Raw genomic sequence first — 25006 nt, 5'->3', positions numbered from 1 at the left:
TTTTGTTTCACGCAGATTTTAAAAGATTTAAGCTGATCGCGCAGATTATTTAAAGAAAAATCTAATTAAATCTGCTAGAATCTGCCGAATCTGCGTGAAATATTTTTACAGATTTGCAGGCGAAAAAATCTCACAAAGTCGCTGAGTCGCAAAGTTTTTGTTTCACGCAGATTTTAAAAGATTTAAGCAGATTGGCGCAGATTATTTTAAAAAAAATCTAAGTAAATCTGCTAGAATCTGCCGAATCTGCGTGAAATATCTTTTACATAAAATGAGAATACGTTACGTTAGACGCACTACAGTGCATCTCTACAATTTGTGCGTTTATATGAAACAAAACTTTGCGAACCTTTGCGTAAATCTTAGCGAACTTTGCGGTTAAGCAAAATCCGCTAAAAATCTCCGTAATATACTTGGAAACACGGCAGTTTCAAATCGTTTCTCCAAGTATCAACCACTTGATTTCTATCATCAAGGACAAATTCTACGAAGTATTTATCTTTAATAAATTCGTTATAGATTTCGGTTTTGATAATCGAATCTTTTCGGCTGTCTTTTGTTTTACGCATGATCAGATCGTCGTATTCTATTTCGTGTTTTTGAAGGAAACGTAATGTTGGTTCTTTGTATCGGTCTTCTCTACCCGAAACCAGTAAAATTTCATATCCTAATTTCTTGTAATTTCGCAACACATTTGCCACCGGATTATTAATTTCATCCTCATCGCATTTGCTGGCATCAAACGGATTTCTTCCGTTCATCAAAGCCAAAGTTCCGTCAAGGTCACAGATAATTGCTTTTGGCAAATCTGGGTTTTGAGCACAGTATTCTACGTTTTTCTCGACTTTTTTAATCGGTTTGAAATCAAATTTTTCTTTCGTTTTCTGCAATTGATGATACATATTTTCAATTACTTTTCTCGGAACTTTTCGGTCTCTTTTATCATTTCGACTAAAAAGTTCTTCCAATGGCAAATCAAACACTTTGAATTCGATATTTGCTTGTTCCGAAAAATTATCTATCGGCTGTTTGATATAATCGTACTTCACATTACAAGTATCCAAAACTACATTCCATCCGCTAGAAAGTAGGGTTTTAATCTGCACATTGATGATTTTCGAAATCATGCTTTCTACCGAATTATCCATCACTTCCTGAAATTGAGAAAACCTGATTTCATCACGACTAATTCGCATGGTTTTGGCCTCAGTTCTCACTTTCCATTCGGCAAACGTACTTTTTCCTGATGCCGGAGCGCCTATTAATATCGTTAATGTTGGTATCTTTTTCATTTTTTGTAATTGTTATAATCTTGGATCTAATGTTTTTTCTATCTCTTCGTTATTGATTCTTTTCAAAAGAAACAAACGCATCAAATAGTTTTCTTCTCCCAAATTTTTGTACGGGATCTGAAGCATTTTCTGGTTGATTTCCCAGCCGTTTATAGATTGTTCAAGTTTTCTTTTTACGTTTCTTTTTTCTAAATAATGGTCAAAATCCTGATGGAAATTCACGCCGTAAATCATCGTAAGATAATTATTGTTTCTGACTTTAAAACACGGCGGAAGACCTTTTATGTAATTCTGAACCGGTTTTATCATGATGCCTTCTTCGTTTGCTTCTGTCAGTTTTTCGAAGAAATCATAAATTTCTTTTAGCTTTTCTTCTTTATTGGAAGCTGTAATTTCCAAATGCAAAAACGGATCATCGTTAATCAATTCATAAGTCAAATTGCTGTTTGGCAATATTTCTTCACCTGAAATTTTTACTTCTTTTAGAATCGTAAACGGTTTGAAATAGATTTCACCTTCAGTTCCAAATGTATCAATCTGGTTTTTGAACACATTCAACGATTCTTGTTGTTTGTCCAAATTCGGAATTTTTACCGACTGCAAAGCATCATATTGACGTATAATATGCATTTTGTGTTTGCTGGCGAATTCCTTTCTCGAAAGCTGTTTTTTATCTGAAACATAAGTCGTAAAAGCTTCTTCGTTTTTGACACTGATTAATTTTTCAATCAAACCAGAATCTTTCAAATAATCTTTATGCGTTTGCAGAGCGTCGTAATATCCTGTGAATTCTTTTTCGATCAAACCAGCGCCCAAAACTTTCCATGGCAACAATTCTGATGCAATCAAAAGAGTTTCAAATTCAGGGAAATCTACGAGCATTTTAGCATGCAAAACTCTCAGACTTTCAATCGCTTGTGCTGTATTGATATGATCCATTTTAAAGCCGTTTCTGGAAACAAAATACGTTTCTTCGATATTTCTTTTTAGATAAATGGTGCAGTATGAACCCATGTATTTCTTCTGAACTACAAATTCGGTTACGCCATAGTGCATGTAATAATGAATCGCACTTTCGATACTTTCAATTTCGTTTCTTTCTTTATTTTTTGGCGCAGGCGAAATAGTTGGCGAAAAATCATTGACTTTATTTTCGCAAAACCACTCTATTCTGTTTCTTATTTTATAGTCTAACATTTTCTACTTTTTTTGAATGATTACAGCGCTTGTTGGGTAAACTCCTTTTACACAATCTCCTACTCCATGAAAGGTTTTCGGGTTTGGAAAAATTTCGTTTATAAGCATTACAAACTCTGCATTTGATAATTCGAAATCATGATCGTCGTGACGAAATTCTTCTGTCAATTCGTAATTCACATTAAATTCCTTGTCTGGCGTTGTCACAAATAATTGCGTAAAATTGATATTGTCTCTAATCCAGATTAGCAATTCTTTCGCTTCTTCAACCGAATTGTGTTCAATCACTTCACTTAAAATAATTTGCCCTTCAAAGCCTTTCAATTCTTCCAGATTTTGAGTCCAAATCAAATTATCTGTTCTGTCTGATTCTTGGATTTTATCGGCAATATGTTTAAAATCAACTTCGTCGTATGCATAATAATCTGCTGTAAATCCTCTTTTGTTCAGCAATTTGTAATACTGCAATTCACCACATCCAAAGTCTAAAATCGTTTCTTCAAAATTAATTTTTCCGCAAATAAATTCTTTTCTCGACTGATGTGTATCGGTAAATCCAAATTGAACTTCGTTATCAAAATAAGCTTCCAACTGCGGTTTAAATTTCTCAAACTGTGACGGAGAACGCATAATTCTTTTTATAAAAAGATAAAAAACAAAATATGGAACACCAGTAAGATTGGTAAACATCGTGATGTGTTTCTGGATAAAATAATCATCGATAAAGGTGTAAACCGCATATCTGTTCGTAAAATGGGTAAATAATGCCACCAACGAAAATTTCTGCATAGCTTCTCTTACCGTCGCTCCTTCTATTTTTAATTCGAAATTGTTACCAATTTTATTGACCAATGTAATTCCGTCTATGTATTTTGACAAAAGGTATTTTTCGTTTTTATACCAGTTAGAATCTATAAAAAAGGTTGGAACTTCAATCGTACATTGCTCTGTATCCACCTCATCATAGTTTTTCTCTAACCACGGAATCAGCGTTTCGTCTAAAACTTTATTCTCTTTATACAAATGATTAAAAAATTCCGTCGCCATATTTAATGCCAATAACGGACTGCAATAGCTCTGAAAATCGATTTGATTTCCTTCTTCGGGCAAATAACTGTGTTTTCCGTCCAAGAAAACGCAATGATATTCGTTTTCAGCGATTACGTTTCCAATTACAATTCCGTTTTTCAATTCCTTCAAATAAAGTCCCTGATCAGTATTTGGGTTTTTATAAAGGATATCCAAAAAGTATTTATTATCTGATTTAAGTTTTATAATCATGGCGTTTATTTTTCTTTGACAAATATAGTTTTGTCACTGCGCAGTTATTTTGCGCAGTTTAAAATTATTTTTATTCTTCTTCTCTATTAAAAGGTTTTTCAAATTTTGGACGAATCATTTTCCAGATTAGTTCCGAATATTCTCTTTGATCCAGCATCGAAAACAAGACTTTTGGATATTTACAGGTTTGAAAATAAAAAGCAGTTTCTTTTCTTGATTCTAACACTTTGAAATCCAATTTGCAGTGGTCTTCGATGGCTTTAAAATCTTTTTCTAAATCAGCTTTTGTTTGTTTTACCCAAGCAAAAAATTCATCAGGAACACGTTCCAGAATTTCCTCGAATGACTGATTTGTTTTTAAATATTCCCAAATATTCAAATTCGAAACCTGAGTAATAATTCGGTGCAAACGAAGGTATTCTTCAAACTTAATTTTTACCCGAAAATGATTGGCAAACTTAATCACAAATCCTTCTTTATTGTTTTGATTTAAAGCAGATAAAGTATGAATATCTTTGATTCCGTTTAGTTTTTTAACCAATGGAAAACCAATATCTTCAAGTTCAAATTCCTCGCCCGATTGTGTATCGATAATGGCAAGCAAAACCAGTTCTTCTGATTTTCCGTAATCTAAAACAATTCGGTTTTCAGGATAAATAATTTCAAACAAATAGGTTTTGGTTTTATCCAGCAAAGCCCATGAATTTTTATATTTTCCGTGAAGCATTTCATTGGCTTTATCCGATTGTTCTCTCGAAAAAGAACCACGGCTTGCTATAAAAGGCTGATCGTTTATCCAATATAAAATTCCGAGTGAACCGTCCATTTTATCAAAAACTTCAAAAGCAGTTTCTGGCAGAATTTGATTTTCGATTTCGCCCAAATTAAAAAACTTCGGAAAAGGTCTTGCCACAACAGTATCATTAGCGTCTAAAATAAGTCCGCGACAAGTTATGGTGATTTCGTTCCAAACTCGCTCAAATTGCGCACTTTGGGTATAATTATAAATATACAAATCATATTCAGGGTGTTTGTTTACCTTGATATAATTCTGCGAAATCATCTCTTTTAATAATGTTGTATTCATGAGTTCTAATCTTTGAACAAAGATTCAAAAACTACTGCGCAATCATTTTGCGCAGTTAGATTTTATTTTCATATTTATATTCCGATTTATTTTTCATTTTAAGACTTCTGTCTTTGAGAATCGTAATGAAATTGGAAAGCCTTTTTTGTAAATTTTCGAAATCGGTATTTTCTTCTCTAAAAAGATATTTTTTCAGATCTGGAAATGCATTTGCAATTTCATTTTTGGTGTACAATTCTTTTCCTTCATGAAGCGAAATAGCTTGTCCTAACTGAAATGCAATTGATTTTAGAAGATCTAAATGGTTCGTATTTTTTCCGAAAGAAGCAATTTGATTCAAATCAATTTTTTCTAATGAGAGAATCTTTTCGTCTAAATCTCCTTTTAAAGCATTTTTAATTAAAATCCTGTGTTCTGTTTTGCTTAAAAAAGACAAAATCATTCGGGTGCTTCTCAAAAATTTCAAATCAATATCTCGAACCAAAAGTTTCGTTATCTGGTTTTCAAATTTCTGATTATGATTTTTATAGGTATAAAACAATGCATTATTCAATTCGTCTGTTGTACCTTTGTAAACCTCCACTAAATGACCATTTCGTTGCACAGCAAGATTGGCATTGATTTCTTTTTCTGGGAAAAATGAAATAATCGATTGACTGAGTTCTTTAGACAGTGAAAGCTTTTCTAGTATCGTTTCTGGCATTTCTCCAATAAAGAAAACCAAATCGAGATCGAGGGAATTTTCAGAACCGAATATTTGATAGATTGGTTTCATTTTTAATAATTATTTATCTTCCAACATATTACCCTTTAAATTTTGATCCTAATTAAAATCGTCCTCCGTTTTCTTGTTGTAATGATAAAATTTGATGAATTCTTCTTATTTCCTCTATGATTGGTTTTATTTCATATTCTACATTGAAAATCTTAAAAATATAACTATCAAAAATAAATGCCCTAAAAAATATTGTCGCTTCATATGAGAAAAACATCGGTCCGACATATTTTGGCATTACATTCCATGTAGCAGATTCTTTTAAAAAATCATCTAATTTTTCATCAAAATGTTCAATAAGATTTCTCATATCCCTATTTTTCAAAACACTATTATCATTAACAAAATAAACTTCTCGTAGCTTTTTTGCTCTAATTTTATAATCTCCAATATTTTTTGAAGGCCAAAAAAATCGAGAAATTCCTCCTGCATTAAGAATTATATTTTGGAATGTATCTAGAATCGCATCATCATATTGACAATCATGACTTCCATCTTTCCAAAAATTGTTTAATGATTCAACATCATTCAAAATTGAACGTGTCTTATTTAATAAAGACTCAATATATAACACTTCATTAAAAGGGTGGATTTCAAATTCTGAATTTCTCATATCTATTAATTTGTTTTTTCAAAGATTCAAAATACCACTACACAGTTATTTTGCGTAGTTTAAAATTATTCAAAAATCAATGATGTTTTTTTTAATCAAATTTTGAATTTAAAAGTTCTTTTATCTTTTTTTGGGTTTCAATAGACGCTTCTTCTTCATTCAAAAGATCTCGAGTTTTGAAAAGAGCATCATAATTATCAATACCAATTTTTATAAATGGTTTCCCAACCTGCAATCTAAATTTGGCATGTTTGGAAATCTTATCTAACATATCATTAGTAATAATTTCAGATGGTTTATAAAATTCTCCATCTATGTACGAAGTGTAGAGACTGTAGTTTTTATAATTATTAGAAACAGTAACATCATCTCGATTAAATATAAATTCTTCAATCATTTTTTTAGAATGAGGACTTTTATCAATCTTTAAAGCAAACATAAAGTCAATACCCTGAGAAGTCTCTGTTTTAACAGTATGACTTTTAAAATCATTAAAAAACTTTTTTGTCTCATTAGCATCCTCTATGTTGCCTTTTAGAACGAATTGAAATGCTAAAAATGCTTTTCCAACTTCTTCAAGACAAAATTGGAAAAGCGTATAAGCTCGAGCATTCTTACCGTTCTTTTCTAAAATTTCCGCTTCTACAATTAATTCTTCAGCATTTTGCAAAGCTTTTTCAATAATCTGAAAATATTGTTCTTTCTTAAATTTCATCAATTTTTGGTTTAATTATAAATGCAAAATATATTGGTTGAAAAGTTTAAAACCACGAATCTAAAAATCCGTGGTTTAAAATTAATCTATTAAAAGCTGTGTAACAACCGCTGGGTTCATCGCCCATTGCGCTGTGTACACCTCATCAGCTATTTCATTTTCGGTAATCGTTAAACCTTGAGCTTCCGCTTTTAGTTGTAATAAATTACCAATATTCAATTTGCTGTTCAATTTTGCCAATAGCGCCTGAACTCCTTTGAAATCCAAACCGCCCACAACCTGACCTCCGAAAGTCATCTCTAACCAAACGATTTCTCTTTTGGCTACATCCAACACTCCAAAAACCAAACCTTTGGCAACATTTTGCGTCACACGAACCTGATGATCGACACACGACGGATCGTACGCAACACCTGTTCTTTCCGAAATTTTCATCGGATATTTACTGTTCATCCAACCTACAACCAAATTTGGCGTAATACTTCCGTTGCTGTACGCATTACAAGTAAAAGTCACAAATTTTGCTTTGGCTTTTGCCAATTCGTCGATGTTGATATTGATGTATTCAGCAGTTCCAATTTTATTCGGAATACTTCTGATATCTCCGCTATGCTGACAACCGGCAGTTGTTAATCGGCTGAAAGAACAAATATCTGAACGGTCTACGTATGCGATATGACAGCTTAAATCCATATCTAAATGTTGTGCAGGCAAATCTTTACCCCATTGCATAAACAATCGCACTTCGTTTCCTTCAACTGGAAAACGGGTTCCCATTAAAGCAACTGGCAAATCCTGGACCGTATCACTTCGATCTCCAATAGAAACCGGCATATTGTACAATTGCGGATCTATATAAATTGTTTTATTTGGGTTTGAAACCGACGCAAATCGTTTTTTCATCGCCAAAATAGTCAAGTATTCGATTTGATTTTTCATTGTTTCCAACTGATTATCATCGTACAACTTCAACAACTGATTTGATCCCACACGTTTGTTTGTTCCTCCCAAAGGTTTCACGCTTCTTTGCATGTTTACATCGAAGTAATTTTGTGCATACATGTTTAATGTAAACACCAATCTCGCTGGAACTTTATCAATAACTTCTTCGAAATGAGCGATTGTTTCATCGGCTCCAAACCAAAGCATATTCGAAAATAAAGAACGAGCAAACAAACCTGGACGTTGTTTCAGCAATCCGAATGTTTTATCGGCATCAAATTTCAATCTTGACGAATTCACTTTGCTTTGCCAAACATCATACACTTGGTTGTAGAATACATCTAGTAAAAAATTCAATTTCTCAAATCCTTTTCTTTTGCTGTATTCTGCCAAACGCAACGCTCGGATAAAACGAACCCACATTCCTCTTTTCGGATGCATGATTTCGCACATTGCTTCCACATCCAAATTCATGTTATTTAACCAATTTGCCACCATCAAACATTCTTTTCGAGAATATTTTAATTTCAAATCTTTTTTAGATGCAATTCTAGCCTGCGCACTTGTATCTAATGAATAATGAAAGTGCTGACCGTTTTTAGTAGCTCTTTTAATAATCGTTTTTGGTTCGATAATCTGCAACATTCCGGTATTTTTATACCATAAGTAACGCAAGATATCGGTTGGCGTTTTCAAAAATTGAGAAGCCAAATCTTCATTACCGTTTTCAATCAAAAGATCAATCACTAGCATTAAAGTTTCCTTCATTGCAATTTCAGTTTTAGGCAAAGCCAAATATTTCATCGCCATTTTTAAACTATCTACTTGAGTAGCATCTAAAGCAGTCTTTGATTGTAATAACGAAATATAAAAGTTCTCTAAATCTTTCTCATTCCATAATTCAAGGACTTTTAATTTGCTTCTTTGACCAATATTTTCCAATTTTCCAAATTCAAACGGAGTACCGCAGAAAGGACAACCGTTATATCTTTCTAATGGAAAAGTGTTATCTGGAATTATATGTCCGCATTGTAATTTTGTTCCGTTTTTTGTTTGAAAAACATTTCCAAAATACGTAATAATATGATCTACAACAGATTCATTAGTTGGCACATTCCATTCTTTTACCAATGGTGTCCAGTTTTTATCTGTTCCTAAAACTTCTCTTAAAACTTCTAAAACCTCGATTTTATAATTTTGGCTGACATTGTTTAAAGCATTCAGTAACGTTTCAGAAAATGTATATCCGAGTTTTGAAACATTGGCTGCAAAAACCGATGTTGTTCCTGATAAATTTTGGTTATCATTCATGATCATTTCTGATGGAATGAAAATAGCATTTTGACGTAAACTGATTTTTAATAATTCTTTTGTTTTCATTTTTTTTAATTTTTAAAATTTAGATAATGGTGCTTCTGAGTTCTACCTAAAAGAGTGTTTGAAGTAAGAAGCACTTGACCTTAAATTGGAGTGTAATGAATTAGCTAATTCAAATTGGAAGTTTGTGGGTTTCCCCGAGAAGTAAGCTAATTTTGACCCTCGTTTTTTTTATTAATGATAATTTTAAAACTTGCTGGACTCGAACCAGAAAAAACCGATTTCTAGAAGTAAGTTTCAATTGACCAATAATAGTGAAGCAGATGGGATTCGAACCCATAACCCCAGGATCCCCGATTGAAGTAAGTTTAGATTGATCTTCAATAAGATAATTTCGAAACTAATATGTCCTGTGCTCTATCCGTTGAGCTACTGCTTCAGATTTTAATAAAGAGATAATTGTCTAAGTGTGTACATAGAAAGTGTTTTCGAAGTAACTTAAACTTGACCTGCTTTATTTAATTTTTATTTATTAAGAACGTATTGTTTTATTTCTTGAACAAAGATTTCAAAACTACTGCGCATTTATTTTGCGTAGTAAAAAATTTATTCAAATTGTGGAGCAGACGGGAGTCGAACCCGCGACCTGGACGTTAAAAGCGTAAGAAGTAAATTCTGATTGACCTCTAGAAGATAATTTCAAAATTACCTGCTCTGCCTCTGAGCTACTGCCCCAATTTATAATATGAGTTTAAAAGGTAATGGTATAAGTTTGTACATTGGAAAGTATTTTCGAAGTAACTCAAACTTGACCTATACAGACTCTATTTTTATTTCTATGAACGTTGTTTTTAATTTCTTAAACAAAGATTTCAAAACTACTGCGCAATTATTCTGCGCATAAAAATTTTTGTTCCATTTTTTAGAAATACTGTTTGTTTTATTTCTTGAGCAAAGATTTCAAAACTACTACGCAATTATTTTGCGCAGTGAAAAAAGAATTTTAAATTTGAGAAAAACATTTATCTAGCGACATCATTTAAGTCCCAGCGGACGGTATATTTATAGCTATTTTATGATTGCTACCAAAGAGCCCCAGCGGGGTGAAATATTTTGCATAAGGTGTCGCTCCGCTGGAGCTTTACGATTTGGCCTTGTAAATTAGCTATAAGTATTTCGCTTCTCCGAAGCTCTATTCAAACACTTATTAACATGAATTTAAAAAAATCTTATACTGACTTACTTCTAAATATTGGTTTTTCAGCTAATGAAATTCAGCAGAACTGGAATGTTTTAGAAAAGGCATATTCCAAAAAATCAAGGCATTATCATAATCTGGCGCATTTAGAAAAAATGATTACGAGTTTTGAAACCTATAGCGATCGTCTTCAAAATCCGAATGAGATATTATTTTCTATTTTTTATCATGATATTGTGTATTCGGCTTCAAAAAAGGATAATGAATTGAAAAGTGCCGAATTTGCTTTGTCTATTCTATCTGAAAAACATCAATTAAATAAACAATTGGTTTTTGACGCAATTTGCGCAACACAACTGCATGCTCACAATGAAAATGAAGATATTAATTGGTTAATTGATTTTGATTTGAAAATCCTTGCCAAAGACTGGGAAGATTATAAAATCTATTTTGAACAAATTAGAAAAGAATATCGCATTTATCCTGATTTTTTATACAAACCTGGACGCGCAAAAGCTTTGAAACATTTTCTGGAATATGAATTTATTTTTCAGACAGACGAGTTTAGGAATTTGTATGAAGAGAAAGCGAGAAGAAATATTGAAAAAGAGATAAGTCATTTAGAAAGCAAAAAATAATCTCGCAAAGTCGCTAAGACGCAAAGTTCTATTTTTTAGCCACAGATTAAAGTATTAAAAAGATTAAAAAAAAAATCTGCTTAAATCTGCACAATCTGCGTGAAACAAAACTTTGTGTCTTAGCGACTTTGCGAGCAAAAACCACACATAGTATGTCACAAAACAAAAACGCCTTAATTCGATATAAAATAATCGACAAATGTCTGCAGAATAAATACAGGCAATGGACTTTGGAAGATTTAATTGAATGTTGTTCTGAAGCCTTATCTGAGTATGAAGGCCGAAATATTCCGATTAGTAAACGAACCATTCAAATGGATATTCAGCTGATGCGAAGTGAAAAACTCGGTTATAATGCGCCAATCGTGGTTTACGATAAAAAATATTATAAATATGAAGACGAAGATTTTTCAATAACCGATATCCCATTGACGGAAACCGATATGAATGTTTTGACTGAAACCGTTTCGATGTTAAAACAATTCAAAGATTTCTCTTTATTTAATGATGTGTCTGATATTTTACAGCGATTGGAAGATAAAATCTATTCTGAAAAATCGCATACCAAACCTGTTATTTATTTGGATAAAAACGAAAAGCTGAAAGGACTTCATTATTTAGATGAAATCTATCAGGCGATTATCAAAAAAATGGTTTTGATTATTACTTATAAATCTTTTAAATCGAGAGAAGAAACTGTATTTCACTTTCATCCTTTTATATTGAAAGAATTCAACAATCGGTGGTTTTTAATCGGAAAGAAAAAAGCAACGCAACCTATTACCAATTTGGCTTTGGACAGAATCGTTTCTATCGATTACGATTTTAACCTTCCTTACATAGAAGAAGATTTTGATGCCGAATCATATTATAAAGATATTATTGGTGTAACTGTTAATTCTGGTTTACAGCCACGACGTATTGAACTTTGGATTGATGCTTCGAATGCGCCTTATGTCATTACAAAACCGCTGCATCCGTCTCAGCGATTAATCAAAGAAAATGAAGATCACAGCATTATCATTCACTTATTTATTATGCCAAATTATGAAATGGAAAGACTTTTATTGGGCTTTGGAGATTCTATTGAAATTTTAAGACCTGAAGGCTTACGAAACCGAATGAAAAAGATTTTAAAACAGGCTATTTCAAGATATGAACCTAAAGACAACACTGAAACAAACTCATGATTTTTTGAATTATACAGAATTAAATCTAAAATAAATATCATAAACCAATTTTTACTTTATAAAAATTGTTAAAATCCCAAAAAAGAATAGTATATTTCAAAATAAAATAACCACAAACCCCAGTAAATCAAGGGAATCATTTAACTAACCAAAAATTTATGAAAAAATAATATGCATGCATAGTATTTTTTGATTATATTTGAAATCGATATAGTTACCTATGAAAGACAAAACGATAGATTATATTTTGAGAGCGACATGGCAAGCTGTTTCAAGAATGTATAATGAAGAGGCTGCAAAATACGATGCTACAATGGCAACGGGATTTGCTTTGTTAAGTATGGATAAGGAAGATGGAACTCCGTCTACAGCCTTAGGGCCAAGAATGGGAATGGAAGCTACAAGCCTGACAAGAACATTAAAATCAATGGAAGACAAAGGTTTAATTGTTCGCAAAAAAAATCCAAGTGACGGAAGAGGCGTTTTAATCTATCTGACGGATTTTGGAAAAGAAAAAAGAGAATTATCTAAAAATACTGTCCTGAAGTTTAATGAGACCGTTAGAAAACATGTTTCAGACGAAAAACTGAGCCATTTTATCGAAGTTTCGGAAATCATTAATGAATTGATTCACGACAAAAACATATTTAATCAAACAGAAAACGCAGAAAACGAATAGCATTTCCTGAGACAAGAAATAATTCGAAAACTGCAAAAAACAAACAAGTAACAAATTATGAAACGCACAATTAAAAAAGTTGCTGTAATTGGATCCGGAATTATGGGTTCAGGTATAGCTTGTCATTTTGCCAACATTGGTGTTGAAGTTTTACTGCTTGACATCGTTCCTCGCGAGTTGACAGAAGCTGAAGCTAAAAAAGGATTAACGCTTGAAAGTAAAGCCGTTCGCAACCGTGTGGTAAATGACCATTTGGCGAACTCATTAAAATCGAAACCCTCTCCTATTTACAGTCAGAAATTCGCTAGCCGAATCACAACTGGAAATACAACAGACGATATGGCAAAAATTGCTAATGTTGACTGGATTATCGAGGTTGTTGTAGAGCGTTTGGATGTTAAGAAATTAGTATTCGAACAAATCGACAAATTCCGTAAACCGGGAACTTTGGTTACTTCTAATACTTCTGGTATTCCAATTCACTTTATGAGCGAAGGAAGAAGCGAAGATTTCCAACAGCACTTCTGCGGAACGCACTTTTTTAACCCTGCACGTTACTTAAAATTATTTGAAATTATTCCTGGTCCAAAAACTTCAAACGAAGTATTGGATTTCTTAAACGAATACGGTTCTAAATTCTTAGGAAAAACTTCGGTTGTTGCTAAAGATACTCCAGCTTTTATTGGAAACAGAATTGGTATTTACGGAATTCAAAGTTTATTCCATTTGGTTAAAGAAATGGGATTAACTATTGAAGAAGTTGATAAATTGACTGGACCAGTAATTGGTCGTCCAAAATCGGCTACTTTCCGTACCGTTGACGTTGTTGGTTTAGATACTTTGGTACACGTTGCCAATGGTATTTATGAAAACTGCCCTAACGATGAGCAACACGAATTGTTTAAACTTCCTGATTTCATCAACAAAATGATGGAAAATAATTGGTTAGGAAGCAAAACTGGGCAAGGTTTCTACAAAAAAGTAGATAAAGATATTCTTTCTCTTGACTTAGACACATTAGAATACCGCGCTGCAAAAAAAGCAAATTTTGCTACTTTAGAATTAACTAAAACGATCGATAAACCTATTAATCGTTTTAAAGTTTTAGTAAAAGGTACTGACAAAGCAGGAGAATTCTACCGCAAGAGTTTCGCTGGAATGTTTGCTTATGTTTCAAACAGAATTCCTGAAATCTCAGACGAATTATACAAAATTGATGACGCTATGAAAGCTGGTTTTGGATGGGAAAATGGTCCATTCGAAATCTGGGATGCTATTGGCGTTGCAAAAGGAATCGAAATCATGAAAGCAGAAGGTTTAGAGCCAGCTGCATGGGTAAACGAAATGCTGGCTTCTGGAAGCGACAGTTTCTATACCGTAAAAGAAGGTGCTACTTATTTCTACAACCTTCCAACAAAATCTCAAGTAAAAGTTCCTGGACAAGATTCATTCATTATTCTAAACAACATCCGCGAAAGCAAAAAAGTTTGGAGCAACAGCGGCGCCATTATCCAAGATTTAGGAGACGGAATCTTAAACTTAGAATTCCAATCTAAAATGAATACGATTGGTGGTGATGTTCTTTCTGCGATTAACAAAGCAATTGAATTAGCTGAAAAAGAACACCAAGGTTTAGTTATTGGAAACCAAGCTGCGAATTTCTCTGTTGGAGCTAATATCGGAATGATTTTCATGATGGCAGTTGAGCAGGAATACGACGAATTGAATATGGCAATTAAATTGTTCCAAGATACAATGATGCGTGTTCGTTATTCTTCAATTCCAGTAATCGTTGCGCCTCACGGAATGACTTTTGGTGGTGGATGCGAAATGAGTTTACATGCTGATAAAGTAGTTGCTGCTGCAGAAACCTACATGGGATTAGTTGAATTTGGAGTTGGAGTTATCCCTGGTGGTGGTGGTTCTAAAGAATTGACTTTAAGAGCTTCAGATTTATTCCGCAAAAATGATGTGGAATTGAACGTTCTTCAAGAGTATTTCTTGACTATCGCTATGGCAAAAGTATCAACTTCTGGTTACGAAGCTTTTGACACTGGACTTTTACAACACGGAAAAGATATTATCGTAGTAAACAAAGACCGTCAGATTGCGGAAGCTAAGAAACATGCCTTGTTAATGGCGGAAGCAGGTTACACACAGCCAATTAGAAGAAACGATATTAAAGTTCTAGGAAAACAAGCTTTAGGTATGTTCTTAGTGGGAACTGACCAAATGGAAGCTGGAAAATACATTTCTGAACACGATAAGAAAATCGCTAACAAATTGGCTTACGTAATGGCTGGAGGTGATTTATCTGAAGCAACTTTAGTATCTGAACAATATTTATTAGATATTGAAAGAGAGGCTTTCTTATCTCTTTGTACAGAAAGAAAAACTCTTGAGCGTATTCAGTATATGTTAACTAAAGGGAAGCCATTAAGAAACTAAGCCTCGGAGAGGCAACCTGTTTGTAGAAAATGAAATGATGTTTTTTTTGATTTAGCTCCGTAGGAGCGACCTGTTATTATGGCTAATACATATTCACAAATTTATATTCAAATTGTTTTTGCAGTGAAAGGAAGAACAAATTTAATAAAAGAAGAAAACCGTGAAGAATTACACAAATTTATAACAGGTATTGTTTCAAACAGGGATCAAAAATTATTATCAATTTTCGCAATGCCAGATCACGTTCATATTTTAATTGGAATGAAACCAAACCTTTCATTATCAGATTTAGTAAGAGATATTAAAGCAGGTTCATCAAAGTTTATTAATGATAATAAATGGATCAGTACAAAATTTAATTGGCAAGAAGGATTTGGAGCTTTTTCTTATTCGAAAAGTCATTTGGATAATGTGGTGAAATATATTCTAAATCAAAAAGAACATCATAAAAAACAAACTTTTAAAGACGAATACCTTTCTTTTTTAGAAAAATTTGAAATTGAATATGATGAGAAATATTTATTTGATTGGATTGAATAACAAACAGCAAAAACAGGTCGCTCCTACGGAGCTTTTGAACACATACCTAAATTGATGCTACAAACAGCAGGCCTCTCCGAGGCAGTTTTGGCAAAAACAATAATGGGTTTATAATATAACAGCCTCGGAGAGGCAATCTGTTTGTAGAAAATATAATTAAAAAAACAGCAAATTAGCTCCTTAGGAGCGACCTAAAAATATCAAAAAACAATTAAGAATTATGAAAACAGCATATATAGTAAAAGCATATAGAACAGCAGTTGGAAAAGCTCCAAAAGGTGTTTTTAGATTTAAAAGACCTGATGAATTAGCTGCTGAAACCATTCAGTTTATGATGAATGAACTGCCTGATTTTGACAAAAAACGTATTGACGACGTTATGGTTGGAAATGCAATGCCAGAAGCAGAACAAGGACTTAACGTTGGTCGTTTGATCTCTTTAATGGGATTAAAAGTAGAAGACGTTCCTGGAGTTACAGTAAACCGTTACTGCGCATCTGGATTGGAAACTATCGGAATGGCAACTGCTAAAATTCAATCAGGAATGGCAGATTGCATCATTGCTGGTGGTGCAGAAAGTATGAGTTATATTCCGATGGGAGGTTACAAACCAACTCCAGATTATAAAGTTGCTGCTGCAGGTCACGAAGATTACTACTGGGGAATGGGTTTAACTGCCGAAGCGGTTGCTAAACAATATAATGTTTCCAGAGAAGATCAGGATGAGTTTGCATACAATTCTCATATGAAAGCTTTAAAAGCACAAGCAGAAGGAAAATTCGATAAACAAATCGTTCCAATTACTGTTGAGCAGACTTTCATTAATGAAAATGGTAAAAAAGAAACGAAATCATACGTAGTCAATAAAGACGAAGGACCAAGAGCTGGAACTTCTAAAGAAGCTTTAGCAGGTTTAAGACCGGTTTTCGCTGCTGACGGAAGTGTAACTGCTGGTAACTCTTCTCAAATGAGTGATGGTGCTGCTTTCGTTTTAATCATGAGCGAAGAAATGGTAAAAGAATTAAACCTTGAGCCAATTGCACGTTTGGTAAACTTTGCTTCTTCTGGTGTTGAGCCAAGAATTATGGGTATCGGGCCAGTAAAAGCAATTCCGAAAGCCTTGAAACAAGCAGGATTAACATTGAACGATATCGAATTAATCGAATTGAACGAAGCTTTTGCTTCTCAAGCTTTAGCAGTAACTCGCGAATTAGGTTTAAATCCAGATATCGTAAACGTAAACGGTGGAGCAATTTCGTTAGGACACCCTCTAGGTTGTACAGGTGCTAAACTTTCTGTTCAGTTATTTGATGAGATGAAACGTCGTGGTAACAAGTATGGAATTGTGAGCATGTGTGTGGGTACTGGACAGGGTTCTGCAGGGATTTACGAGGTATTGTAAGAAAGTATTCTCTCCTATTTGTCATTTCGACGAAGGAGAAATCACACTCGAGAATCGACAAAGATTGACACATTACGTTGCGGAGCTTCTAGTGTGATTTCTCCTTCGTCGAAATGACAAGATTGAGCAAAAACAAAATATAAAAAAAACATAATCATGGCAGATACAATCGAAAAAAACGTGACTCGTGGTGGTCAGTTTTTGGTTAAAGAAACAAAATGTGAAGATATCTTTACTCCAGAAGATTTCTCAGAAGAGCAGTTAATGATGCGTGACTCTGTAAAAGAGTTCGTAGACAAAGAATTATGGGCGCATAAAGATCGTTTTGAAAAGAAAGATTACGCTTATACAGAATCTTCAATGCGTAAAGCAGGTGAATTGGGACTTTTAGGAGTTGCGGTTCCAGAAGAGTACGGCGGATTAGGGATGGGATTCGTTTCTACAATGTTGGTTTGTGACTACATTTCTGGAGCAACTGGATCTTTCTCAACTGCTTTTGGTGCTCATACCGGAATTGGAACTATGCCAATTACACTTTACGGAACTGAGGAACAAAAGAAAAAATACGTTCCAAAATTAGCTTCTGGAGAATGGTTTGGTGCTTACTGTTTAACTGAGCCAGGCGCAGGATCTGATGCTAACTCAGGAAAAACAAAAGCAGTTTTATCTGATGATGGAAAATATTATTCAATTACAGGTCAAAAAATGTGGATTTCGAATGCAGGTTTCTGTAGCGTTTTCATCGTTTTTGCTCGTATTGGAGATGATAAAAATATTACAGGCTTCATCGTAGAAAACGATCCTTCAAACGGAATTTCTATGAATGAAGAAGAGCATAAATTAGGAATCCGTGCTTCTTCTACTCGTCAGGTTTTCTTCAACGAAACAAAAGTTCCAGTTGAAAACATGCTATCTGAAAGAGGAAACGGTTTCAAAATCGCTATGAATGCTTTAAACGTTGGACGTATTAAATTGGCTGCGGCTTGTTTAGATGCTCAAAGAAGAGTTACTTCTGGAGCTGTAAAATATGCTAACGAAAGAATTCAGTTCAATACTTCTATTTCATCTTTTGGAGCTATCCGTTCTAAATTAGCTGAAATGGCAACTAGCGCATACGCTGGAGAAAGTGCTTCTTACCGTGCTGCAAAAGACATCGAAGACAGAATCGCTGCTCGTGAAGCTGAAGGAACTTCTCACCAAGAAGCAGAATTGAAAGGTGTTGAAGAATATGCTATCGAGTGTTCTATCTTGAAAGTAGCGGTTTCTGAGGACGTTCAAAACTGTTCTGACGAAGGAATTCAGGTTTTTGGCGGAATGGGATTCTCTGAAGATACTCCAATGGAAAGTGCTTGGAGAGATGCTCGTATCGCTCGTATTTACGAAGGTACAAACGAAATCAACAGAATGCTTTCTGTAGGTATGTTGATCAAAAAAGCAATGAAAGGACACGTTGATTTACTTGGACCTGCAATGAAAGTTCAAGAAGAATTAATGGGAATTCCATCTTTTGATACTCCTGATTTCTCTGAATTATTCTCAGAAGAAAAAGTAATTGTGGCAAACTTGAAAAAAGTTTTCTTAATGGTTGCAGGAAGCGCTGTTCAAAAATACGGTCCAGATTTAGATTCTCACCAACAGTTATTAATGGCTGCTGCTGATATCTTAATCGAAATCTACATGGCTGAAAGTACCATCTTGAGAACGGAGAAATTAGCTAAATCACAAGGCGAAGACAAAGTTCAAGAGCAAATTGCAATGGCAAAATTATACTTATACAAAGCCGTAGATATTGTAAACTTAAGAGGAAAAGAGGGAATCGCTTCATTCTCTGAAGGAGACGAACAACGTATGATGTTAATGGGACTTAAACGTTTCACAAAATACACTAATCTTCCAAACGTAGTAGCGTTGAGAGAAAAAATTGCAGAAAAATTAGTTGCAGAAAACACTTACTGCTTCTAATCTAAAAATAGTTTTTAGCTTTTAATTTGTTTAAACCCGCGCAAGTCCGAAACTGCGCGGGTTTATTTTTCCCTTTTTTCACACGAAAGATATCACTTACAATTCGCAACTTTTTTGCACAAATCTGCAAAATATTCGTTAAAATTATGATTCAACAACTATTACGATAGTAAAATATCAAATTTATTGCAGTACTTTTAGCTTTCTAAAAAACTCTAAAAACCAGAAAAAAATGAAACAAACTACTCTAATTGCTTTATTTTTAATGTGCTTTGGTCTTTCTACAACTTTCGCACAAAAGAATAAAAAAATGGATATTATTGCCTACTACACAGGCGATTCAAACTTAATTGATCAATACGAAGTCAGTAAACTAAATCAAATCATCTTCAGTTTCTGCCACTTAAAAGACGGAAAATTAACAGTTGATTCAGATAAAGATTCCAATACTATTAAACATTTAGTTTCGCTGAAAGCTAAAAATCCACAACTTAAAATTATTGTTTCACTTGGTGGCTGGGGCGGTTGCGAACCTTGCTCGGAAGCTTTTTCTACACCTGAAGGGCGTCTAAAATTTGCAAAATCTGTAAAAGAATTAAGTGATTCTTATAAAGTTGACGGTTTAGATTTAGATTGGGAATATCCTGCAATCGAAGGTCTTCCAGGACATTTGTATCAAGCTGTTGACAAACCAAACTTTACTGAATTAGTTAAAATTCTTCGTTCAACATTAGGCAAAAAATACGAATTGAGTTTTGCAGCAGGAGGATTTCAAAAATACTTAGACGAATCTATTGACTGGAAAGCGGTTACGCCATTAGTAAACAGAATTAATATTATGAGTTACGATTTAGTAAACGGTTATTCTCAAGTTACAGGTCATCACACACCATTATACAGTACAAACGCAAACGAAGAATCTACTAATAGAGCAGTTGAATTTTTATTAAAACAAGGAGTTCCTGCTGAAAAATTAGTTATTGGAGGCGCTTTTTATACCAGACAATGGATTAATGTAGAAAACATAAATAATGGTTTGTATCAGGCTGGAAAACACGTTGAAGGTGTTAATTTTAAAGATTACGCTAAAACCTATACAGAAGCAAACGGCTGGAAATATTTCTGGGATGATAAAGCAAAAGCGCCATATTGGTACAATGCTTCAACTAAAACTTTTGCAACTTCAGATGATTTAAAATCTATTAAAGAAAAAGCTGAATATGTAAAAGCTAAAAAATTAGGCGGAATCATGTTCTGGGAACTTACATTAGACAGCTTCCGTGACGGAATGGTGAATGAAATTTACAAAGTAAAAACAGCAAAATAATTTTTACATCAAATAAAAAAAGGTAGTTATTCTCTAAATAACTACCTTTTCTACTTTTATAAAAGAACTAAATCTTATTGTACTTTTGTCTTATCTAATTCTCCAATAAACGGAATCGCTTCTAAAATTTCACTTCGAATAATCGTCTGTAAATACACTTCTAGCTGAATAAACTTGGCTGCATTGATGGAACCTATCGCTTTTTTAGCTTGACCATAAGTTTTAGAGTACAATTTTTCATAAGCAATATGATTTTTTAGAGTTCCTTTTGCCAGTTCATCTGCTTTCGCATCTGTTAAAGTTTCGTAATTGGCCGCATAATCATTTATTAATTGAAATTTGGTCTGTCCCAATGCTTTTCTCTGGGTTTCGTAAGTATCATACACTTTTGCGAAAGCCGCAGCTTGTGTATCAGACAGATTCATGTACTGTTTCACCAGTTCACTTTTAGATTTTCCATAAACACTTTGTAAAACATCTACATCTTCCTTAAATGAAGATTGTGCATAAGATGAAAATGAGGCAACTGCCAAAATAAGAATTAGACTTAATTTTTTCATGGGTTTCAATTTTAAATTTGTTTTTAAAAATACTATGCATTACTCAAATATACTGATTTATAACATTTTAAAACAAAACCTTAGCACAAAAAAATCAACTTATTCTTACTATTTATTTTTTGAATCTTTTGGAGCACTAATTATTCCATCGTAATAAATTGGCGCTCTATTGTTACTTGTAACATTTAACGTCGCAGAACCGTTATAGAAAATTGTAAATGCCAAGTCATACACATCATTTTTTCCCCGAACAGTTGCCCTTAGAATAGTATTTTTCTTTTTATTTTCAATTTTAATATTCTCTGGCTTACCTTCAAATTTAATTCCGCCATCACTATTATAACCTATATTGTATCCTCTACCAAAAAAAGGAAGATCACAAGTTGTATTCTCTTTATTAAACTTTAAAAAATAAGTATTGTAATCCAACTGAATTAATCTTCCACCTTGTGGTGTCAATTTTTGCGCTTCAAAAACAAAATTTTGTGCATCTAAAAGTGCTTGTATCTGTTTTTGCTCTTCCAGCTCTCTTTCTTGTTTAAGCTCTTTCTTTGTTTTTTCCTGTGCCGAAATTGAAAGACTCAAAACTAAAAACAACGATATAAATGATATTGTAGCTTTCATAGTATTATTTTTTTGTGAAACGCATCATTGCTATATCTCCTGAAATAAAATTCAAAGTCTTACCATTATCCGTAATATCGTAAGAGGTTATTTTTTGGAGCATTTCCATATAAGTTTGTTCTCCTTGCTGTCCGTTCAAACACATCATTTTAGTGACTGCCATTGGCTGTTTAAAATCGATTTTATTTCCATCAACCACCAATTTTCCTGTGTAAGAATTGCAACTATTGTTTCCCGAAACCCGATTTTCTTTGGTATCAAAAACTATTGTCGGTTTTTTATTCGGATACAAACCATCAAAAGTAATTCTGGGGCCAGTAATATAATTGAGTTCCCAAGTTCCGTCAAGTTTAGAAACGGCATCTGTTTTTTTACATTTAAAAATATTGCAGGAAAACAATAGGAAACTAAAAAAAACGAGAGTAATAATCTTTTTCATCATAACTTTAAACTTTTAAATATGAACGAATTAAAGAATAAAAGTTTCAAAAAAACAACATTGAAACCTATACGAATTTAAGCAATATTTTTTGCTTTTGCGCTCAATCGATTTTAAATTACAAAGTATAGTTTGACTTTTTTTTAACTTTTAGAGTCAAAGTATTCGGTTATTTTATGTTAAATTTACTTAATCTTTAATTAAAAATGCCCGTAAATATGAAAAAACTAATCGTTTCTTTCGCCATAATTACAGCCTTAGTCATTGGTTGTAAAACAAATAACAAATCAAATGATGCTAAAACGCTAACAGTAGCATTAGAACCAAAAAGCAACAGTAAAGTTGGAGGAACTGCTATTTTTACAGAAAAAAATGGAAAAGTTACTTTTACTGCAAAAATGACTGGACTTGAACCTGGAGTTCATGCCATTCACATTCATGAAAAAGCAGATTGCAGCTCTGCAGACGGAAGTTCTGCTGGAGGACACTGGAATCCAACTTTTAAAAAACATGGAAAATGGGGAGTTGGTGAATATCACAAAGGAGATATCGGAAACTTTACTGCTGACGCAAAAGGTAATGGATCAATCACTCTAACTACTGACGAATGGTGTATTGGATGCGGAGATAGTAATAAAGATGTTCTAGGAAAAGGTATTATTGTACACGCTGGAACAGATGACTTTACTACTCAGCCAACTGGAGATGCCGGCGGAAGAGTTGCTTGTGCAGGAATCATCAAGTAAGAAAAATAAGAAAACTCATAATAACCACTATATTTTCACAAAATGTAGTGGTTATTTCATTTAAAATGAATTCTAAAACAAGAAAAAAGACATAGCTTTGCATCAGCAAAATTAAGTCAATGATTAATCCCTCAGCACCAGGCTGGATCGATAAGTTTTTTAGTGAACAGAAGTTTTCAGAAGCAATTCCTTTTGAAACGGTAGATTCGTTTTACTATAAAGTAAGAGAAACGGGATTTATTTACGGTCATATTATTGCTATCGATTCACAGGTTCCGATTCCGATAAAGGGCTGGTTTAAAACCGAAATTTCTAAAGTAGCTTTACTAAATACACTCTATCATGTTTTTTGTTTAGAGAAAAGAAATTCGGAACCTAAAAATTTTATTTCAGAAGTTTTAAAGTTTTACAAACAGATGAATCCAGAAGGATTTAATTTGTTTAAAATTTTATTACCAAAGGATACTCCTTCCCTATCTCTTGAAAACATCATTGATCAAAGAGTTCAAACTAATGACAGTATCATAAGTAAAAACTTTTCACATTTAGTTACCAATGCATTGCTTTTTATTGATGCTTTGGCTTTTAGACAATATTTAGAGCATGGAGAAATTCCAGAAAAATATTTAAAAAGAATTGAAGAAACTGTTTTAGGAATTGTTGGTTTGGCTTTAAAAACTAAAACATCAAAATCCGTTCATGACGATTTATTAATTAAACTTTTTGAAGCTTCCATTCGATATTCAAAATTTTCTAAAGTTACAGTCGAGACTTTGGAAACATTGCATTTAGAATATTTCAGCAACAAGTTAGAGCAATATTATTTGATTGATATGGCCGGAATGGCTCTTTGGAGTGATGGTGTTGTAGAAAATGAAGAAGCTTATTTTCTTTATGCTTTAGGATCTACGATGGGAGTTGCTGACGATTTTGTAACAAAAAGTATGAACACAACGAATACTTTTATTACAACGCACAAAAAGAAGATTCCTTATTTTAATTATTCTAATCCTGTCAAACATTTCTACGATCAAATGACGCACAGCGTTATAAAACTGATTGTTAGAAATAAAAACAGGTTGGTAAGAGAAATTATGCAGAGCAAAGAATTGGTAGTTTTGTTAGCCTATTCAACCACAAGAGATCTGGATGCCAAAGAAAAGAAAAAAGTCAAAAAACAGCTTTTGGATATTTGCAAAACGATTCCATCACTGACTATATTTTTACTTCCAGGAGGAAGTTTATTACTGCCGATATTAATCAAGTTTATTCCAACAATGCTTCCATCTGCATTTAATGAGAATCTTGACGAAAACGAATAAAAAAAATCGCCCTTTTGAGGCGATTTTTTGTTTTCTATTATAAATCTAACTGATAAACATTATCAAGTTCTGCATTTGAACTGATGGTAACATTTAAATCGGTTACGAAACCAGAATTTAATCCGTAAACCCAGCCGTGAAGCATAAGGTCTTGACCGTTTTTCCAAGCTCCTTGAACAATTGATGTTTTAGCTAAATTGTAAACTTGTTCTTTAGCATTGATTTCAACAAAAGCATTAAAACGCTCTGTTTCATCTTCAATTGAATTTAAATATTTATCGTGTAAGCGGTATTCATCTTTAATATGACGAATCCAGTTATCAATAATTCCAACGGACTGATTCCCCATTGCAGCTTTTACACCTCCGCATCCGTAGTGTCCGCAAACAATAATATGTTTAATTTTCAAAACATTTACTGCATAATCCAGTACACTAAGCATGTTCATATCAGAGTGAACAACCATATTAGCAATGTTTCTGTGTACAAAAACTTCACCTGGTTTTGCGCCAACAATTTCGTTTGCAGGAACACGGCTGTCAGAACATCCAATCCATAATAATGGCGGTTGTTGTCCTTTTGCCAGATCAGCAAAATAATTAGGATCTTTTGCCAATGAAGTTTCAACCCACTTTTTATTATTTTCTAATAACTGCTCATAAAATTTTCTCATTTTTTTATTTTTTGTGTGGTAATTTCTAATTCTAAAAAT

At 33.3% G+C, this 25006-nt stretch carries 22 protein-coding genes and 2 tRNA genes; 10 read left to right on the top strand and 14 right to left on the bottom strand.

Going from position 1 to position 25006, the window contains the following annotated elements; genetic code table 11:
* Positions 1-392 precede the first annotated feature (392 nt).
* The 10 genes from NQQ59_RS16660 to NQQ59_RS16615 all read right to left on the bottom strand — a co-directional run bounded on the left by NQQ59_RS16660 (position 393) and on the right by NQQ59_RS16615 (position 9954).
* A complete protein-coding gene (locus tag NQQ59_RS16660) occupies positions 393-1292 on the bottom strand; it encodes a phosphatase domain-containing protein (protein WP_144218814.1) in 900 nt (299 codons plus the stop codon).
* A 12-nt stretch (positions 1293-1304) separates the two neighbouring features.
* Positions 1305-2489, bottom strand: coding sequence for a DNA ligase-like domain-containing protein (locus NQQ59_RS16655; protein ID WP_144218812.1), 1185 nt, complete (start codon positions 2487-2489; stop codon positions 1305-1307).
* A gap of 3 nt (positions 2490-2492) precedes the next feature.
* Positions 2493-3770 carry a methyltransferase domain-containing protein gene (locus NQQ59_RS16650; RefSeq protein WP_144218810.1) on the bottom strand — a complete coding sequence of 426 codons (1278 nt, stop codon included), beginning with the start codon at positions 3768-3770 and terminating at the stop codon, positions 2493-2495.
* Between the two features lie 70 nt (positions 3771-3840).
* The gene (locus tag NQQ59_RS16645; protein ID WP_257698393.1) at positions 3841-4857 is read right to left on the bottom strand and encodes a T4 RnlA family RNA ligase; all 1017 of its coding nucleotides are present in this window, start codon (positions 4855-4857) and stop codon (positions 3841-3843) included.
* A 55-nt stretch (positions 4858-4912) separates the two neighbouring features.
* Positions 4913-5632 (bottom strand): hypothetical protein, encoded by a 720-nt coding sequence (locus tag NQQ59_RS16640; protein ID WP_144218806.1) that lies wholly within the window; start codon positions 5630-5632, stop codon positions 4913-4915.
* A 52-nt stretch (positions 5633-5684) separates the two neighbouring features.
* Entirely contained in the window at positions 5685-6245 is a 561-nt protein-coding gene (locus NQQ59_RS16635) for a hypothetical protein (protein WP_144218804.1), read from the bottom strand.
* A gap of 91 nt (positions 6246-6336) precedes the next feature.
* Entirely contained in the window at positions 6337-6960 is a 624-nt protein-coding gene (locus NQQ59_RS16630; protein ID WP_144218803.1) for an AbiV family abortive infection protein, read from the bottom strand.
* Between the two features lie 81 nt (positions 6961-7041).
* Positions 7042-9282, bottom strand: coding sequence for a hypothetical protein (locus NQQ59_RS16625; protein ID WP_144218800.1), 2241 nt, complete (start codon positions 9280-9282; stop codon positions 7042-7044).
* Positions 9283-9534: 252 nt separating this feature from the next.
* Positions 9535-9658 (bottom strand) — tRNA-OTHER (locus NQQ59_RS16620).
* Positions 9659-9837: 179 nt separating this feature from the next.
* A tRNA-OTHER gene (locus NQQ59_RS16615) sits at positions 9838-9954 on the bottom strand.
* 477 nt (positions 9955-10431) lie between these two features.
* Here NQQ59_RS16615 and NQQ59_RS16610 point away from each other — a divergent pair.
* From NQQ59_RS16610 to NQQ59_RS16575, 8 genes are all read left to right on the top strand, one after another.
* On the top strand, positions 10432-11055 hold the full coding sequence (locus NQQ59_RS16610) for an HD domain-containing protein (protein ID WP_144218798.1): 624 nt from the start codon (positions 10432-10434) through the stop codon (positions 11053-11055).
* Positions 11056-11207: 152 nt separating this feature from the next.
* The gene (locus NQQ59_RS16605; protein ID WP_144218796.1) at positions 11208-12245 is read left to right on the top strand and encodes a helix-turn-helix transcriptional regulator; all 1038 of its coding nucleotides are present in this window, start codon (positions 11208-11210) and stop codon (positions 12243-12245) included.
* A gap of 220 nt (positions 12246-12465) precedes the next feature.
* Positions 12466-12924 (top strand): MarR family winged helix-turn-helix transcriptional regulator, encoded by a 459-nt coding sequence (locus NQQ59_RS16600; protein WP_144218794.1) that lies wholly within the window; start codon positions 12466-12468, stop codon positions 12922-12924.
* Positions 12925-12981: 57 nt separating this feature from the next.
* On the top strand, positions 12982-15372 hold the full coding sequence (locus NQQ59_RS16595; RefSeq protein WP_144218792.1) for a 3-hydroxyacyl-CoA dehydrogenase/enoyl-CoA hydratase family protein: 2391 nt from the start codon (positions 12982-12984) through the stop codon (positions 15370-15372).
* 78 nt (positions 15373-15450) lie between these two features.
* Positions 15451-15912, top strand: coding sequence for an IS200/IS605 family transposase (tnpA, locus tag NQQ59_RS16590; protein WP_144218790.1), 462 nt, complete (start codon positions 15451-15453; stop codon positions 15910-15912).
* A 220-nt stretch (positions 15913-16132) separates the two neighbouring features.
* Entirely contained in the window at positions 16133-17314 is a 1182-nt protein-coding gene (locus NQQ59_RS16585; RefSeq protein ID WP_144218788.1) for a thiolase family protein, read from the top strand.
* A gap of 156 nt (positions 17315-17470) precedes the next feature.
* On the top strand, positions 17471-19276 hold the full coding sequence (locus tag NQQ59_RS16580) for an acyl-CoA dehydrogenase family protein (RefSeq protein ID WP_144218786.1): 1806 nt from the start codon (positions 17471-17473) through the stop codon (positions 19274-19276).
* A 232-nt stretch (positions 19277-19508) separates the two neighbouring features.
* On the top strand, positions 19509-20603 hold the full coding sequence (locus NQQ59_RS16575) for a glycoside hydrolase family 18 protein (protein ID WP_144218784.1): 1095 nt from the start codon (positions 19509-19511) through the stop codon (positions 20601-20603).
* A 74-nt stretch (positions 20604-20677) separates the two neighbouring features.
* On the opposite strand, the gene NQQ59_RS16570 is transcribed toward NQQ59_RS16575, so the two are convergent.
* The 3 genes from NQQ59_RS16570 to NQQ59_RS16560 all read right to left on the bottom strand — a co-directional run bounded on the left by NQQ59_RS16570 (position 20678) and on the right by NQQ59_RS16560 (position 22229).
* Positions 20678-21163 carry a hypothetical protein gene (locus tag NQQ59_RS16570; protein ID WP_144218782.1) on the bottom strand — a complete coding sequence of 162 codons (486 nt, stop codon included), beginning with the start codon at positions 21161-21163 and terminating at the stop codon, positions 20678-20680.
* 108 nt (positions 21164-21271) lie between these two features.
* Positions 21272-21787 (bottom strand): DUF4251 domain-containing protein, encoded by a 516-nt coding sequence (locus NQQ59_RS16565; protein ID WP_144218780.1) that lies wholly within the window; start codon positions 21785-21787, stop codon positions 21272-21274.
* A gap of 4 nt (positions 21788-21791) precedes the next feature.
* Positions 21792-22229 (bottom strand): META domain-containing protein, encoded by a 438-nt coding sequence (locus NQQ59_RS16560; protein ID WP_144218778.1) that lies wholly within the window; start codon positions 22227-22229, stop codon positions 21792-21794.
* A gap of 215 nt (positions 22230-22444) precedes the next feature.
* On the opposite strand from NQQ59_RS16560, the gene NQQ59_RS16555 reads away from it, so the two are divergent.
* Both NQQ59_RS16555 and NQQ59_RS16550 read left to right on the top strand, forming a co-directional pair.
* Positions 22445-22972, top strand: a complete 528-nt coding sequence (locus NQQ59_RS16555) for a superoxide dismutase family protein (RefSeq protein WP_144218776.1) — start codon at positions 22445-22447, stop codon at positions 22970-22972.
* Between the two features lie 119 nt (positions 22973-23091).
* The gene (locus NQQ59_RS16550; RefSeq protein WP_144218773.1) at positions 23092-24294 is read left to right on the top strand and encodes an LETM1-related biofilm-associated protein; all 1203 of its coding nucleotides are present in this window, start codon (positions 23092-23094) and stop codon (positions 24292-24294) included.
* 37 nt (positions 24295-24331) lie between these two features.
* On the opposite strand, the gene can is transcribed toward NQQ59_RS16550, so the two are convergent.
* Complete coding sequence (gene can, locus NQQ59_RS16545; RefSeq protein WP_144218771.1) at positions 24332-24967, bottom strand: carbonate dehydratase; 636 nt, start codon at positions 24965-24967, stop codon at positions 24332-24334.
* Between the last annotated feature and the right edge of the window lie 39 nt (positions 24968-25006).

Origin of the sequence: Flavobacterium panacis (assembly GCF_024649945.1) — a bacterium.
Classification (GTDB): Bacteria; Bacteroidota; Bacteroidia; order Flavobacteriales; family Flavobacteriaceae; genus Flavobacterium; species Flavobacterium panacis.
Note: the sequence above shows the minus strand (reverse complement) of the source record. Positions and strands in the feature narration are given on the sequence as shown.